The sequence below is a fragment of the Novosphingobium sp. genome (assembly GCF_030699305.1).
GTDB lineage: Bacteria > Pseudomonadota > Alphaproteobacteria > Sphingomonadales > Sphingomonadaceae > Novosphingobium.
This window is the reverse complement of sequence record NZ_JAUYNB010000032.1, coordinates 1-14,188: the sequence shown is the minus strand read 5'-3', so window position 1 is coordinate 14,188 and position 14,188 is coordinate 1. Positions and strand designations below refer to the sequence as shown.

Below are 14,188 nucleotides of genomic sequence, written 5' to 3'. Positions count from 1 at the left end.
CAAGGTGTCTCGACTTCGCTCGACACGAACGGGGTAAGATTGGGGAGGCTGAGCCGCGTCCCGCTCAGCTTACCGGGCCGAACTCGCCGCTGTCCTCGTCCAGCACGTGCAGCACGCCGTCGCTGATCGCGAAGAAGGCGCCGCGCAGTTTCAGTTCGCCGTCGCGTTCCTTGCGGCGGATGCAGGGGAACGTGCGCAAGTTGTCGATCGAGACGCGCACCCCGGCCTGTTCCATCGCGCGTTCGGCCGCGCGTCCTTCGGTGCCGTACTGCGCGACAACCGGCCCGCGCGCATCATCGAGCAGTGCGATCCAGTCAGCCACGAAGCCGCCTTCGCCCGGTTCGCAGCCGTGCAGTTCACGGGTCAGCGCGGCCTTGCAGCCGCCGCACATGCCGTGGCCCAGCACCACGATTTCCTTGACTTTGAGCACCTGCACCGCAAATTCCAGTGCGGCCGATACGCCGTGGTGGCCGGGGGTCGTCTCGAACGGAGGGACCATCGCGGCAACGTTGCGGACCACAAAGATTTCGCCTGGATCGACATCGAAGATCTGCGCCGGATCGACCCGGCTGTCGCTACAGGCGATCACCATGATTTCCGGCTCCTGGCCATCGCGCAGGGTAGCCCAGCGCTCACGATTCGGGCTCCAGCCGGTTTCGCGGAAGCGGCGGTATCCGTCGATCAGGCGGTCGAGTTCGGGGGAGTAGCTTTCAGTCATGGCGGCTCCATGCCGTTCCAGATTGCCTCTGGCAAGAGGCAGGCCAAGCGCCTAAGTGGGCGGCATGAACGACATGACGAATGCGCCCGCTCCCACCGGCGAGTCGGTTTCCCGCCCTGAACGCCAGCGCAAGCCGGACTGGATCCGGGTCAAGGCACCGACCAGCAAGGGCTATGGCGAAACCCGTGCACTGATGCGCGGCCTTGGCCTCAACACGGTGTGCGAGGAAGCGGCTTGCCCGAACATCGGCGAATGCTGGACCAAGAAGCATGCGACCGTGATGATCCTGGGCGATGTCTGCACCCGCGCGTGCGCGTTCTGCAACGTCAAGACGGGGATGCCGCGCACGGTCGATCTGCTGGAGCCGGAAAACGTCGCCACGGCGGCGGCCAAGCTGGGGTTGGAACACATCGTCATCACCTCGGTCGACCGCGATGACCTGCCCGATGGCGGGGCGGGGCAGTTCGTGAAAGTGATCGAGGCGCTGCGCCGCACCACGCCGCAGACCACGATCGAGATTCTGACGCCCGATTTTCGCGGCAAGATGCAGGCGGCGGTGGAAGCCATCGTTGCGGCCGGGCCGGACGTCTATAACCACAACCTGGAGACCGTCCCCCGGCTCTATCCCACGATCCGCCCCGGCGCGCGCTATTACGCCTCGCTGCGGCTGCTGGAAGAGGTCAAGCACCACAATCCGCTGATCTTCACCAAGTCCGGCGTGATGCTGGGGCTGGGTGAGCAGCGGCTGGAAGTCCATCAGGTGATGGACGACATGCGCAGCGCAGGGATCGACTTTCTGACCATGGGGCAATACCTGCAACCCACGCCCAAACACGCCAAGGTGATCGATTTCGTCACCCCGCAGGCGTTCAGCGCCTATGGCGCGATTGCGCGGGCCAAGGGCTTTCTGCAAGTCGCGGCAACCCCGCTGACCCGGTCCAGCTATCACGCGGGCGACGATTTCCGCGCGATGCGCGCCGCGCGTGAGGCCCAGCTGGCCAAGGCGGCACAGCGCGGCTGATGCCGGGGATCAGCGAAACCCGGCGCCTGCCCTACAGCGCGGAGCAGATGTTCACGCTGGTTGCCGATGTCGCCCGCTATGGCGAGTTCCTGCCGTGGGTGGTGGCGACGCGGGTGAAGTCCGACAGCGAGACCGAGATGGTTGCCGACATGCTGGTTGGCTTCAAGGCACTGCGCGAAAAGTTCACCTCACGCGTGGTCAAGGACCGGCCGCGCCAGATCAAGGTCCACTACATCGACGGACCGATGCGCGATCTGGATAATGTCTGGGAGTTCCGCGACGTTGCGGGCGGCGGGTGCGAAGTGGATTTCCACGTGTCGTTCACGTTCCGCAACGCCATGTTCGAACGGCTGGCAGGGCAGTATTTCGACCGTGCGTTCCGCAAGATGGTGGGCGCGTTCGAGGAACGGGCCGACCAGCTTTACGGCAACAGCAGCTCCAGCGCCACCAGCGCGGCCTGATGCCGCACACCGTCGCGGCTAACGCCTTCGAACAGGCGCTCCTCGGCCAGTGCGTCTTCTTCAGCCTGGCCGCGGATCGCGCGGGCGAAGACCACGGTGCCGACCGGCTTTTGCGCCGTGCCGCCGTCCGGCCCGGCAATCCCGCTGATCGCGACGGTTACATCGGCCGTGCTGCGCTTCAGCGCGCCCTGCGCCATCGCCCAGGCGCAGGCGATGGAGACCGCGCCGAACGTGTCGATGATGTCGGCGGGAACGCCCAGCATTTCCTGCTTCGCTTCGTTCGAATAGGTCACCATGCCCCGGTCGAGCACGGCGGACGATCCGGCGATTTCGGTCAGCGCAGCGGCGACCAGCCCGCCGGTGCAGCTTTCAGCCAGCGCGACCGTTCTGCCCGCCGCGCGGTTTTCCGCGATGACGCGGGCGGCGAGTTCGACGAGATCAGCAGGAAGAATCGACATTTCAGCACCTGAAATTGAAGAGGCCGCGCCACTGCACCCCTTTTGCGGGGAAAGCCATAGCTGAAACGCGATGGGCGTGAATCAGCCCCGCAGCAGCGTGGCCACGGCCTGCGCGGCAATCCCTTCGCTGCGCCCGGTAAAGCCCAGCCGCTCGGTCGTGGTGGCCTTGACGCTGACGCTCGCCAGCGGCGTGCCGAGCAGCTGCGCCAGCCGTTCCCGCATCGCCTGCCGGTGCGGGCCGATCCGGGGTGCTTCGCAGATGATCGTCACATCGACATTGCCGATCCGGTAGCCTTGGGCCGCCGCCAGGCTGACCGCGTGGGCCAGGAACCGGTCGGACGAAGCGCCGCGCCACTGCGGATCGCTGGGCGGGAAGTGGCTGCCGATATCGCCATCGCCAATCGCCCCCAGAATCGCATCGACCAGCGCGTGGATCGCCACGTCGGCATCCGAATGCCCGGCCAGCCCGTGGGTGTGATCGATCCGCACGCCGCACAGCCACAAGTCCTCGCCCGCCGCCAGCCGGTGAACGTCATAGCCGCTGCCAACCCGCAGCGGCGGCAGATCGGCGGCGAAATCGGTTGAATAAGTCAGCTTGTGCAAGGTTTCGTCTCCATCGACCAGCGCCACCACCAGCCCGCTCGCCCGCGCGACTTGCGCATCGTCCCCGGCAGTATCCGGGCCGGTCCAGCCACGGTGCGCGTCCAGAATATCGGCAAAGCGGAACGCCTGCGGGGTCTGTACGCGGCGCAGCGTCTCGCGCTCGGCCGGCGCGCCCATCACCGCGCCATCGGCGGCGCAAAGGCTGTCGGCCACCGGCAGCACCGGGATGGCCCCCGGCTGCTGCGCCAGCGCCGTCACCAGCCGGTCGATCACCGCACGCGGCAGGATGGGGCGAGCGGCATCGTGGATCATCACGGCCCGCGGCGCATCCCCGGCCAGCGCTTCCAGCGCGCGGCGCACCGATTCCTGCCGGGTTGCCCCCCCGGTCACCAGCCGCACCCCTGCAACGCCCGCCAGCGCCGCGCCCGCGACGTCGTCCGCGCCGGGCGGAATGGCGACCACGATCGGGTTGATCCCGGCGGCGGCCAGCGCTTCGGCGGAATGGCGCACCACCGGCTTGCCGCGCCACACGGCGAACTGCTTGGGCACCGGTTGCCCGGCGCGCAGGCCCGCGCCAGCGGCGACGATCACGGCGGCGACACCGTTCAGGGGAGGGGTCTGGTCTGTCATGCACCTGAGCGGGTAAAGCCTTGCCGAGCGCGCGGCAATTCCCTATGTGCTGCCCAAATTTTAGGCACGCCCGCAATGACCACGCTTCCCGTTCCGCCGCAGTTCGCCCCGATCAACGTCGGTCCGGTACAGATCGACTGCCCGGTAATCCTCGCGCCGATGACCGGCGTCACCGATCTGCCGTTCCGCCGCCTCGTGCGCCGGTTCGGCTCCGGCCTCAACGTGACCGAGATGATCGCCAGCCCCGCCGCGATCCGCGAAACCCGCCAGTCGGTGCAGAAGGCCGCGTGGGACCCGGCGGAAGAGCCCGTGTCGATGCAGCTGGTCGGCTGCGTCCCCGAACAGATGGCCGAGGCCGCGAAGCTGTCCGAGGATCGCGGCGCGGCGATCATCGACATCAACATGGGCTGCCCGGTCCGCAAGATCGTCAACGGCGATGCCGGTTCCGCGCTGATGCGCGATCTGGGGCTGGCCAGCCGCCTGATCGCAGCGACGGTCAAGGCGGTGAACGTGCCGGTTACCGTCAAGATGCGGATGGGCTGGTGCCATGACAGCCTCAACGCCCCCGAGCTTGCCCGGATTGCTGAGGATCTGGGGGTCAAACTGGTCACCGTGCATGGCCGCACCCGCAACCAGCTGTATAAAGGCCACGCCGACTGGGGCTTTGTCCGCCGGGTGAAAGACGCCGTGTCGATCCCGGTGATCGTCAATGGCGACATCTGCGGGGTAGCGGACACCGCCGCCGCGCTGGAGCAGAGCGGCGCGGACGGGGTGATGATCGGGCGCGGGGCCTATGGCAAGCCGTGGCTGCTGGCGCAGGTGATGCACTGGCTGAACACCGGGCAGGAGCTGCCCGATCCGACGCTGGACCAGCAGCTGGACCTGATCCTGGAACACTATCAGTGGATGCTCGACCTCTATGGCGAGGACACCGGCGTGCGCATGGCCCGCAAGCATCTGGGCTGGTATACGCGCGGGCTGCATGGCTCGGCCAATTTCCGCAACGGCGTGAACTTCATCGACGATGCGCAGGCGGTGATGCAGGCGCTGCGCGACTTCTACGATCCGTTCCTGCACCGCGCGGCGGCGTGATCGTGGACGCGCGGCGGCAGCTGTCCAGCCTGTCACTGGCCGTGATCGTGCTGGCACCGGGCCAGCGGATCGCGGCGGCCAATCCGGCTGCCGAACAGTTCCTGGGGCAAAGCCTGCGCCGCCTGCAAGGCCGCTCGCTGGCCGAATTGCTGCGGTTTGAAGAGCCGCGGCTGGCCGCGCGGTTGCTGGAAACCGATGCGCAGGTATCGGCCCGCGCCACCGCCGTGACCATGCCGGGGCAGGGGCCGCGCCGACTGGATGTGACCGCCGCGCCGTTGATCGACCAGCCGGGCTGGCAGGTGCTGACGCTGAACGACATCAGCGGCGCCCAGTCGATGAGCGACGATCCCGGCGCGGGCGAGGACAGCGTGCTGCGCGCGCCTGATATCCTGGCGCATGAAATCAAGAACCCGCTGGCCGGCATTCGCGGGGCGGCGCAGTTGCTGGGCCGCAAGGTGCAGGGCGGTGATCTGGCGCTGACCGGGCTGATCGCGGATGAGGTCGACCGCATCGTCAAGCTGATCGACCAGATGCAATCGCTGTCGCGCCGCGCCCCGCAGCCGGTTACCCCGTGCAACCTGCACGAAGCGGTCCGCCGGGCCCGCGCGGTGATCGAGGCAGGCGGGCAGGCCCCGCCGATCGTCGAGGAGTTCGATCCTTCCTTGCCAGCCGTGCTGGGCAATCCCGATGCGCTGGTGCAAGTGCTGATCAACCTGATAGCCAATGCGGTCGATGCCTGCCGGGGGGCTGCGGTGCCAACCGTGACGATCCGCACCCGCTTTGCCAGCGGGCTGCAACTGCACCCCGGCGAAGATGGCAAGCCGGTGCGCCTGCCGATTGAACTGCGCGTGTCCGACAATGGCCCCGGCATCGACCCGGCGATGCGCGAACACGTGTTCGAACCGTTCGTCACCACCAAGAAGAGCGGGCAGGGGCTGGGTCTGGCGCTCGTTCGGCGGCTGGTGCGCGATATGAACGGGCGGATTGGGTATGACCGCGACGAAGCAGGCGGCCTGACCCACTTTCGCGTGCATTTGCCGATGGCGCCGGAACGGCGCAACGCCGCGCGGGGCGATGCCCCGGCAGGAGAACCGACATGACCGTGCTGCTGGTCGAGGACGATCCCTCGATCTCGATCGTGATCACCGCCGCGCTGGAGGCCGAAGGCTTTGCCGTGATCCGGTGCGACAGCATCGCCGATCGTGACCGGTTGCTGGCCAATCAGGCGTTCGAGGCGCTGGTGACCGATGTCATGCTGACCGACGGCGACGGAATCGAAACCATCGGGCGGGTCCGCGAGCTTGCGCCCGACATGCCGGTCATCATCCTGTCGGCGCAGAACACGCTGGATACCGCAGTGCGGGCCAGCGACACCGGGGCGTTCGAATATTTCCCCAAGCCGTTCGACATCGACGAACTGGCGCGCACCGTGCGGCAGGCGGTCGGCAGCAGCGCAGCGCGGTCCGGCCCGGATGAGGAAGCACCGGTTGCGGGGCTGCCGCTGGTCGGGCGCAGCGCGGCGATGCAGGCGGTTTACCGGATGATCACCCGCGTGCTGCGCAACGATCTGACCGTGCTGGTGCTGGGCGAAAGCGGCACCGGCAAGGAACTGGTGGCCGAGGCGATCCATCAGCTCGGCCATCGCCGCGCGGGGCCGTTCATCGCGGTCAACACCGCCGCGATTCCTGCCGAACTGATCGAAAGCGAGCTGTTCGGCCACGAAAAGGGCGCGTTCACTGGCGCGGTCGCGCGGTCCATCGGCAAGTTTGAACAGGCCAGCGGTGGGACGCTGTTCCTTGATGAAATCGGCGATATGCCGATGCAGGCCCAGACCCGGCTGCTGCGCGCGCTGCAATCGGGCAGCATCCACCGCGTGGGCGGGCGGGAGGAAATCCGGGTCGATGCCCGGATCGTTGCCGCCACCAACCGCGATCTGGAACCGATGATCGCGGCGGGCACTTTCCGCGAGGATCTGTTCTACCGGCTCAACGTGGTCCCGATCACCCTGCCGCCGCTGCGCGAACGCGCGGACGACGTTCCCGCGCTCGCCCGGCACTTCCTGCAACTGGCCATGGGTGAGGGGCTGCCCCGGCATCAGCTCGCCGCCGATGCAGCTGAACTGCTGGCCCGCCAGCCGTGGCGCGGCAATGTGCGGGAACTGCGCAATTTCATCTACCGGCTGGCACTGCTGGCGCGCGAGGAACTGATCGACGCGGACAGCGTTGCCCCGCTGCTGGCGCAGAGCGCGCGGAACGAGGGCGAAGCGATCGGCTCCGGCCTCGACGGCGCGGTGACCGACTGGCTGGCAACGCACCGCCCACCACCCGGCACGGTCTATGACGCCGCGCTGGCGGCGTTCGAGCGGCCGCTGTTTCAGGAAGTGCTGCGCCAGACCGCCGGGAACCAGCTGCGCGCCGCCCAGCTTCTGGGGATCAACCGCAATACCTTGCGCAAGCGATTGCACGAACTGGGGATCGATCCGGCGGAACTGCTCCGTTTGTCGTAACCCGTCGGCGATCCGGCGGAATGCGTCTTGCATTCTTGCAACAGTAGTGTTGTAACAGCGCCACTTATGGATGCCGCGCGCAACCTTTCCGGCAGCAACAGGGCCTGGCCGCGCTGGTGGCGACGGGTGCAGATCGCCGCGCGCCGGGCCAATTTCTTCGCGATCATGGAAATTGCCTCGGTCCTCAGCTTTCTAGTGATGACCGGGCTGACCTGGTATCTGGTCGCCGGGCGGGCCAGCCGCGATCAACTGATGCCAACCGAACTGACCGCCACGCTGCTGGTGGGCACGCTGGTCCCGGCAATGGCCATTCTGGTGCTGCTCGGTCGCCGTCTGGCGCTGCAACGTGCGGCTGCAAACAAGGGCGGGGCGGGGCAGCTCCACGTCCGGCTGGTGTTCTTTTTCTCGCTGATTTCCGCCATTCCCACACTGCTGGTGGTGATCTTTGCGTCGTGGCTGTTCCAATACGGTGTGGAGTTCTGGTTTTCCGACAATTCGCGCGGATTGCTGGAAAACGCCAACAAGCTGGCGCGTGGCTATTACGAGCAGACCCAGCGCGACATGGAGTATGAATCGCTCGCCATGGCGGGCGACCTGCGCGACTTTCTCAGCCAGGAATCGCTCGGCAGCCCGGCCTTCCCGGAATATTATTCGTATCAGGTGGTCCACCGGAAGATCAACGAATCCACCATCCTGCAAAAGGGCGGCGACGGCATCCTGCGCAAGGCCGCCTTCGCGCGCGGCGACAATCCGCTGTCCGAACAGGTTTCGGCCGACATCCTGCGCAAGCTCGACAGCGGTGTGGCGATCGTCACCAGCGCCAAGGCCGACCGGATCGAAGCCGTCACCCCGATTGACCAGCGTGCCGGAATCTACCTCTATACTGCCCGCAAATCGGACCTTTTGACGTTCAGTCAGGGCAAACGCGCGCAGAATATCGTGCTGGCCTATGATGTCCTGACCAAACGCGCGCGGGTGTTGCAATTGCAGATCAACGTGGCGCTGTTCGCCGCGTCGCTGGCGCTGGTCGGGCTGTCGATCTGGTTCGCGCTGCGGTTTGCCGACCGGCAGGTGAAACCACTTTACGATCTGGTCGATGCCGCCCGCGAAGTGGGGGCGGGGAACTTTTCGATGCGGGTCGAAGGGCGCAACGGGGCTGATGAAGTCGGCCTGCTCAACCGCGCGTTCAACCGCATGACCCAGCAGCTCGAACGCCAGACGCAGGCGCTGGTCGGGGCCAACCAGCAACTCGATGAACGCCGCGCCTTTATCGAAGCCGTGCTGGAATCGGTCACTGCGGGGGTGATTTCCACCGACAATTCCGGGAAAATCCTGCTGATGAACGGGTCCGCTCAAAAGCTGCTGCTGGACCGCGATGTGCCGCCCCCGGTCGGCGCGCGGCTGGCCGAAATTGCCCCGTCGATCGCGCAGTTGATCGAAGGCGGCAGCAATGGCGGTATTGTCCAATATGCCAAGGGCCCCGACCTGCTAACGCTGGCCGTCAAGGCAACGCGCGAGCAATCCGGACACGTGATCACGTTTGAAGATATCACCCGTCAGCTGGTCGATCAGCGCCAGGCCGCATGGTCCGACGTGGCGCGGCGGATCGCCCACGAAATCAAGAACCCGCTGACCCCGATCCAGCTCGCGACGGAGCGACTTAAGCGGCGCTATCGCAAACTGATCACGGCCGACGTCGAACTGTTCGATGAACTGACCAACACGATCATCCGGCAGGTCGGCGATCTGCGCAAGATGGTGGACGAGTTCTCCTCGTTCGCGCGGCTGCCCAAACCGGTGTTCCGGGGCGAGGACGTGGTCGATCTTGCCCGGCAGGCGCTGTTCCTGCAGGAAGTGGCCCGGCCGGAAATCAACTTCACGTTCAAGTCCGATCCGGACATCGGGGTGATCGCTTGCGACCGCCATCAGGTCGGCCAGGCACTCACCAACGTTATCAAGAACGCGACCGAGGCCATCGAAACACGCCAGAAGACCGCGGATGCAGTCTATCGCGGGCGGATCCGGGTGACGCTGCGGGGCGAGCCTGAAGCGGTGGTGGTGGAAATCGCCGACAATGGCGTCGGGTTGCCGCAGGACCGTGAACGGATTGTCGAGCCGTATGTCACTTCGCGCGAGAAGGGCACCGGGCTGGGCCTCGCGATCGTCAACAAGATTGTCGAGGAGCACGGCGGGGACATGACCTTCGCGCCGGGCGATCCGGATGGAACAATTGTCACCATGCGCTTTGCGCGCGACCCGCTGGGACACCAGCTGCCGCCCGAAGCCGCGGAATAAGTGCAGGAAAACGGATTATGGCGCTCGATATCCTGATCGTCGATGACGAACGTGACATCCGCGATCTCGTGGCAGGCGTGCTCAGCGATGAAGGCTATGAATGCCGGACGGCGGGGGACAGCACCACCGCGCTCGAGATGATCGACCAGCGCCGCCCCAGTCTGGTGCTGCTGGACGTCTGGCTGCACGGCAGCCCGATGGACGGCCTTGAAGTGCTCGACGCGATCAAGCTGCGCGAACCGGAACTGCCGGTGATCATCTTTTCCGGTCATGGCAACATCGACACTGCGGTTTCGGCGATCGGCCGGGGCGCGATGGACTTCATCGAAAAGCCGTTCGAGGCAGAGCGACTGCTGCTGCTGGTCGCCCGCGCGACCGAGACGGAGCGGCTGCGGCGCGAAAACGCCCGGCTGCGCGAAGGGTTCGTCACCTCGGACGAATTCACCGGCAACAGCACCGCGATCAACCAGGTCCGTGCCACGCTGAAGCGGGTTGCCAACACCGGCAGCCGCCTGCTGATTTCGGGGCCAGCCGGGGCGGGCAAGGAAGTGGCGGCACGACTCTTGCACAGCTGGAGCCAGCGCACCGGCAATGCCTTCGTCACGGTCAATTCCGCCCGCATCACGCCCGAACGGTTCGAACAGGAACTGTTCGGGGAAGAGCAGGGCGGCAAGCTGGTCCGCGCCGGGCTGCTGGAAATGGCTGATGGCGGCACGCTTTACCTCGATGAAGTGGCCGATATGCCGCTGTCAACGCAGGCGCGGATCCTGCGGGTGCTGACCGATCAGGCGTTTGTCAGGGTCGGCGGGCATCGCCAGATCCGGGTCGACGTGCGGGTGGTGTCCTCCACCGCACGGGATCTGGAAAAGGAGATCAGCGAAAAGCGCTTTCGCGAAGACCTGTTCTACCGGCTCAACGTGGTGCCGGTGACGATCCCGTCGCTGGCCGAACGGCGCGAGGATATCCCGTCGCTGGTCGATCACTTCTTTGCCCGGTTTGCCTCCGATCAAGGCGTTTCGCCGCCCGAAGTCGCGATTGAGGCGATGGCCGCGCTGCAAAGCTATGAGTGGCCCGGCAATGTGCGCCAGCTGCGCAACGTGGTGGAACGGACCATCATCCTGACCCCGCGCGAACGGCTCAGCCGGATCGAATCGGATATGCTCCCGGCGGAAATCCTGAACGGCAGGATCGCCGGGGATTCGGGGATTTCGGCGCTGATGGGCGTGCCCCTGCGCGAGGCGCGGGAAAACTTTGAGCGTGAATATCTGCGGGTCCAGATCCGCCGTTTCTCCGGGAACATTTCCCGCACTGCGGCGTTCATCGGCATGGAGCGGTCAGCCTTGCACCGCAAGCTCAAGCTGTTGGGGATGGTTGATCGCCGTGATGACGAGGAGGACGCAGAGGGCTGAACGCGGGGGGACGATTCCGCATTGCAGCATCGGATTGTTCGCGTTAGTCTTCACGACGTTACATCGGATGGCATGCCCGGCAGGGACATCGCCTCCAGAATGCGAGCCGCACCAGCGGCCGCCAACAAGAAGGAGCTGACCCATGACTTCTCGCACACTGACCGCGCGTCCGCGTCCCCCAAAGGCAGAACCCGAAATTGAAGAGCAGCCTGCGGCCGCCGCGCCCGTGCCGATCACCGGCGGGGCCAAGGGGCAGAACCTGCAGGACCAGTTCCTGAACCTGCTGCGCAAGAACAAGGTGCCGGTCACCATGTTCCTGGTGAAGGGCGTGAAACTGCAAGGCATCGTCACCTGGTTTGACAATTTTTCGATCCTGCTGCGCCGCGATGGCCAGTCGCAACTGGTCTACAAGCACGCCATTTCCACGATCATGCCCAGCCAGCCGATTGATGCGGCGCAGTTCGGCATGGCGGACGCGGCGAAAAAGATCCGCCTGCTTCAGGACGTGTTCCTTTCCAGCGTCCGCAATTCGGCGGTGCAGGTGACGATGTTCCTCGTGAACGGGGTTATGTTGCAGGGCCGTCTGGCCGCGTATGACCTGTTCTGCATGCTGCTGGAGCGCGAAGGCTATGTCCAGCTCGCCTACAAGCATGCTGTTTCCACCATCCAGCCCGTAACGCCGGTCGATCTGACGGGTGATTGGGACGGCGAAGAAGGCGAACCCGACTGACCCTGAATTTCGGAGAAGACCTCGACGGAGAGGTCACGCGGGGCGCCCGTGTGGTAATCGCATATCCCGAATTCCGGGTGCGCGGCGGCCATGGCACGGACACGGCCGCGCGGCTGGAGGAGGCGCGCGGGCTGGCGCTGGCGATCGGGCTGGAAGTGGTCGATGCCTTCGCGATTCCGATCCGCGAGGCGCGCGCGGCTACGCTGTTCGGGGAAGGGCAGATCCAGAATATCGACGTTGCCTGCAATCTCGGCGACGCCGAACTGGTGATCGTCGATGGTTCGCTGACCGCGATCCAGCAGCGCAACCTTGAGGAAAAGCTCAAGCGCAAGGTGATCGACCGCACCGGCCTGATCCTTGAAATCTTCGGGGAGCGCGCCGCGACGGCCGAAGGGCGCTTGCAGGTTGAGCTGGCGCATCTCGATTACCAGGCCGGTCGGCTGGTGCGCAGCTGGACCCACCTTGAGCGTCAGCGCGGCGGCTTCGGCTTTCTGGGCGGACCGGGCGAAACCCAGATCGAGGCCGACCGCCGCCTGATCCGCGACCGGATGGCCAAGCTCCGCAAGGAACTGGAACAGGTCCGCCGGACGCGCGGACTGCATCGCACGCGGCGTGAAAAAGCCCCGTGGCCGGTGATCGCGCTGGTCGGCTATACCAATGCCGGTAAATCGACGCTGTTCAACCGGCTGACCGGCGCGGCAGTCATGGCCGAGGATCTGCTGTTTGCCACGCTCGACCCGACGATGCGCCGCATCCGTCTGCCGGGGGTGGACAAGGCAATCCTGTCTGACACCGTGGGCTTCATCTCTGACTTGCCGACCCAGCTGATTGCCGCATTTCGGGCCACGCTGGAAGAAGTGTCCGCAGCCGATGTCATCGTCCACGTGCGTGATATCGCCAATCCCGATACCCAGGCGCAAAAGCAGCAAGTGCTGGACGTGCTGACCGATCTGGGCGTGCTGGAAGCCGAACCGGATGAGGCCGGGGTTCCGATCATCGAGGCGTGGAACAAATGGGATTTGCTGGATCCCGAACTGGCCGCTGAACTGACCGAACAGATCGCGGCGCGCGGCGATGAAACGGTCGTTCCGCTGTCGGCGCTGACGGGGCAGGGGTGTGATGAATTGCTCGAAGCGGTGGGCAAGCTGCTCACTGCCAAGGCCAGGGTTCACACCTTCGTGCTGCCGGTCACCGATGGCCAGCGGCTGGCATGGCTGCACGCGCGCGGTGAGATTCTGACCGATGAGGACGGCGGCGAAGATGAGCGCGGTCCCTTGCGGCGCCTGAAAGTCCGCCTTGATCCGCGCGAACTAGGGCGTTTCGCGCAGCTCTGACGCTTTGACGTCATTCCACAGCGCGTCCTGCTGATCGAGTGACAGTTCCGCAAACGTCTGTCCGCGCGCTGCGGCCAGGGCTTCCATGCCGCGGAACCGGCGTTCAAACTTTGCGTTGGCGTGGCGCAGGGCGTCCTCTGGGGCGAGCCGGTGCGCGCGCACCAGATTGACGGCGGCGAACAGCAGATCGCCCGCCTCGTCCAGCCGCTGCGCATCCGTTTCAGCGGTGGCCAGTTCGTCCAGTTCCTCAAGGACTTTTGCGGCCGGGCCAGCCGGATCAGGCCAGTCGAAGCCCTGCCGCGCCGCCCGCTTTTGCAGCTTTTCCGCCCGCATCAGCGCAGGCAGCGCCAGCGCGACGCCGTCCAGCGCGCTGGTTGCACCTTTGGCGGCGCGTTCATCGGCCTTCAGGCTTTCCCAGCGTTCTTCGCGCGATTGATCGCCTTCAGCTGCGTGACCGAAGATATGCGGATGGCGGGCTTCCATCTTGGCGCTGATCGCATCGGCCACGGCGGTGAAGTCGAACAGGCCGTGCTCCTCGGCCATTCGGGCGTGGAACACGACTTGCAGCAGCAGGTCGCCGAGTTCCTCCTTGAGCGCGGACATGTCGCCGCGTTCGATCGCGTCCGACACCTCATAGGCTTCCTCGATCGTATAGGGCGCGATCGTGGTAAAGGTTTGCGCCCGGTCCCAGTCGCAGCCGGTATCGCGGTCACGCAGCCGGGCCATGATCCGGAGGAGGCGGTCGATAGGCGATGTCACAGGCGTGGTCACTTCAGCAGGCTCGGTCACTTGTTCCTGCAATTTAGAAAAGACACTATTTCCACCAGATAGAGATGTCACCGTCTGATGCAGCAGGGGCTGCGCGGAACCCTTCGATCTTGTGCAGCGTAGCCCCTGCTGGTGCGCTGGTCTGGCGGTAATGGAGCCGGTG

The 14,188-nt window shown here is 65.7% G+C and carries 13 protein-coding genes; 9 read left to right on the top strand and 4 right to left on the bottom strand.

Annotated elements, in window-relative coordinates; all coding sequences use genetic code 11:
• Positions 1-64: 64 nt before the first annotated feature.
• Positions 65-718, bottom strand: coding sequence for a carbonic anhydrase (locus Q8Q53_RS12730; protein ID WP_305702152.1), 654 nt, complete (start codon positions 716-718; stop codon positions 65-67).
• A 73-nt stretch (positions 719-791) separates the two neighbouring features.
• Here Q8Q53_RS12730 and lipA point away from each other — a divergent pair, with 73 nt between their 5' ends.
• Together lipA and Q8Q53_RS12720 are read left to right on the top strand one after the other, a co-directional pair.
• A complete protein-coding gene (gene lipA / locus Q8Q53_RS12725; protein ID WP_371136556.1) occupies positions 792-1,739 on the top strand; it encodes a lipoyl synthase in 948 nt (315 codons plus the stop codon).
• The gene (locus Q8Q53_RS12720) at positions 1,739-2,200 is read left to right on the top strand and encodes a type II toxin-antitoxin system RatA family toxin (protein ID WP_305702150.1); all 462 of its coding nucleotides are present in this window, start codon (positions 1,739-1,741) and stop codon (positions 2,198-2,200) included. Before lipA ends, Q8Q53_RS12720 begins: the two co-directional genes overlap by 1 nt.
• Here Q8Q53_RS12720 and Q8Q53_RS12715 read toward each other — a convergent pair.
• Both Q8Q53_RS12715 and Q8Q53_RS12710 read right to left on the bottom strand, forming a co-directional pair.
• Positions 2,161-2,658: a CinA family protein gene (locus Q8Q53_RS12715; protein ID WP_305702149.1), complete on the bottom strand. Its 498-nt coding sequence runs from the start codon at positions 2,656-2,658 to the stop codon at positions 2,161-2,163. The genes Q8Q53_RS12720 and Q8Q53_RS12715 overlap by 40 nt on opposite strands.
• An 81-nt stretch (positions 2,659-2,739) precedes the next feature.
• Positions 2,740-3,891: a bifunctional 2-C-methyl-D-erythritol 4-phosphate cytidylyltransferase/2-C-methyl-D-erythritol 2,4-cyclodiphosphate synthase gene (locus Q8Q53_RS12710; RefSeq protein ID WP_305702148.1), complete on the bottom strand. Its 1,152-nt coding sequence runs from the start codon at positions 3,889-3,891 to the stop codon at positions 2,740-2,742.
• Between the two features lie 75 nt (positions 3,892-3,966).
• On the opposite strand from Q8Q53_RS12710, the gene dusB reads away from it, so the two are divergent.
• The 7 genes from dusB (at position 3,967) to hflX (ending at position 13,257) form a co-directional block, all read left to right on the top strand.
• Positions 3,967-4,983 (top strand): tRNA dihydrouridine synthase DusB, encoded by a 1,017-nt coding sequence (gene dusB, locus Q8Q53_RS12705; protein ID WP_305702147.1) that lies wholly within the window; start codon positions 3,967-3,969, stop codon positions 4,981-4,983.
• Positions 4,980-6,083 (top strand): nitrogen regulation protein NR(II), encoded by a 1,104-nt coding sequence (locus Q8Q53_RS12700; RefSeq protein WP_305702146.1) that lies wholly within the window; start codon positions 4,980-4,982, stop codon positions 6,081-6,083. Before dusB ends, Q8Q53_RS12700 begins: the two co-directional genes overlap by 4 nt.
• Entirely contained in the window at positions 6,080-7,489 is a 1,410-nt protein-coding gene (locus Q8Q53_RS12695; RefSeq protein ID WP_305702145.1) for a sigma-54 dependent transcriptional regulator, read from the top strand. Before Q8Q53_RS12700 ends, Q8Q53_RS12695 begins: the two co-directional genes overlap by 4 nt.
• Positions 7,490-7,555: 66 nt before the next feature.
• The gene (locus Q8Q53_RS12690; protein WP_305702144.1) at positions 7,556-9,784 is read left to right on the top strand and encodes an ATP-binding protein; all 2,229 of its coding nucleotides are present in this window, start codon (positions 7,556-7,558) and stop codon (positions 9,782-9,784) included.
• A gap of 17 nt (positions 9,785-9,801) precedes the next feature.
• Positions 9,802-11,193 (top strand): sigma-54 dependent transcriptional regulator, encoded by a 1,392-nt coding sequence (locus Q8Q53_RS12685; RefSeq protein WP_305702143.1) that lies wholly within the window; start codon positions 9,802-9,804, stop codon positions 11,191-11,193.
• 142 nt (positions 11,194-11,335) lie between these two features.
• Positions 11,336-11,923, top strand: a complete 588-nt coding sequence (hfq, locus tag Q8Q53_RS12680; protein WP_305702142.1) for an RNA chaperone Hfq — start codon at positions 11,336-11,338, stop codon at positions 11,921-11,923.
• Positions 11,924-11,973: 50 nt separating this feature from the next.
• Positions 11,974-13,257: a GTPase HflX gene (gene hflX / locus Q8Q53_RS12675; protein WP_305702141.1), complete on the top strand. Its 1,284-nt coding sequence runs from the start codon at positions 11,974-11,976 to the stop codon at positions 13,255-13,257.
• On the opposite strand, the gene mazG is transcribed toward hflX, so the two are convergent.
• The gene (gene mazG, locus Q8Q53_RS12670; protein WP_305702153.1) at positions 13,234-14,028 is read right to left on the bottom strand and encodes a nucleoside triphosphate pyrophosphohydrolase; all 795 of its coding nucleotides are present in this window, start codon (positions 14,026-14,028) and stop codon (positions 13,234-13,236) included. The two genes, hflX and mazG, sit on opposite strands and share 24 nt — an antisense overlap.
• Between the last annotated feature and the right edge of the window lie 160 nt (positions 14,029-14,188).

Coding starts and splice junctions, on each gene's coding strand:
- Q8Q53_RS12730 (WP_305702152.1), bottom strand. CDS start 718: ATGACTGAAAGCTACTCCCCCGAACTCGACCGCCTGATCGACGGATAC.
- lipA (WP_371136556.1), top strand. CDS start 792: ATGACGAATGCGCCCGCTCCCACCGGCGAGTCGGTTTCCCGCCCTGAA.
- Q8Q53_RS12720 (WP_305702150.1), top strand. CDS start 1,739: ATGCCGGGGATCAGCGAAACCCGGCGCCTGCCCTACAGCGCGGAGCAG.
- Q8Q53_RS12715 (WP_305702149.1), bottom strand. CDS start 2,658: ATGTCGATTCTTCCTGCTGATCTCGTCGAACTCGCCGCCCGCGTCATC.
- Q8Q53_RS12710 (WP_305702148.1), bottom strand. CDS start 3,891: ATGACAGACCAGACCCCTCCCCTGAACGGTGTCGCCGCCGTGATCGTC.
- dusB (WP_305702147.1), top strand. CDS start 3,967: ATGACCACGCTTCCCGTTCCGCCGCAGTTCGCCCCGATCAACGTCGGT.
- Q8Q53_RS12695 (WP_305702145.1), top strand. CDS start 6,080: ATGACCGTGCTGCTGGTCGAGGACGATCCCTCGATCTCGATCGTGATC.
- Q8Q53_RS12690 (WP_305702144.1), top strand. CDS start 7,556: ATGGATGCCGCGCGCAACCTTTCCGGCAGCAACAGGGCCTGGCCGCGC.
- Q8Q53_RS12685 (WP_305702143.1), top strand. CDS start 9,802: ATGGCGCTCGATATCCTGATCGTCGATGACGAACGTGACATCCGCGAT.
- hfq (WP_305702142.1), top strand. CDS start 11,336: ATGACTTCTCGCACACTGACCGCGCGTCCGCGTCCCCCAAAGGCAGAA.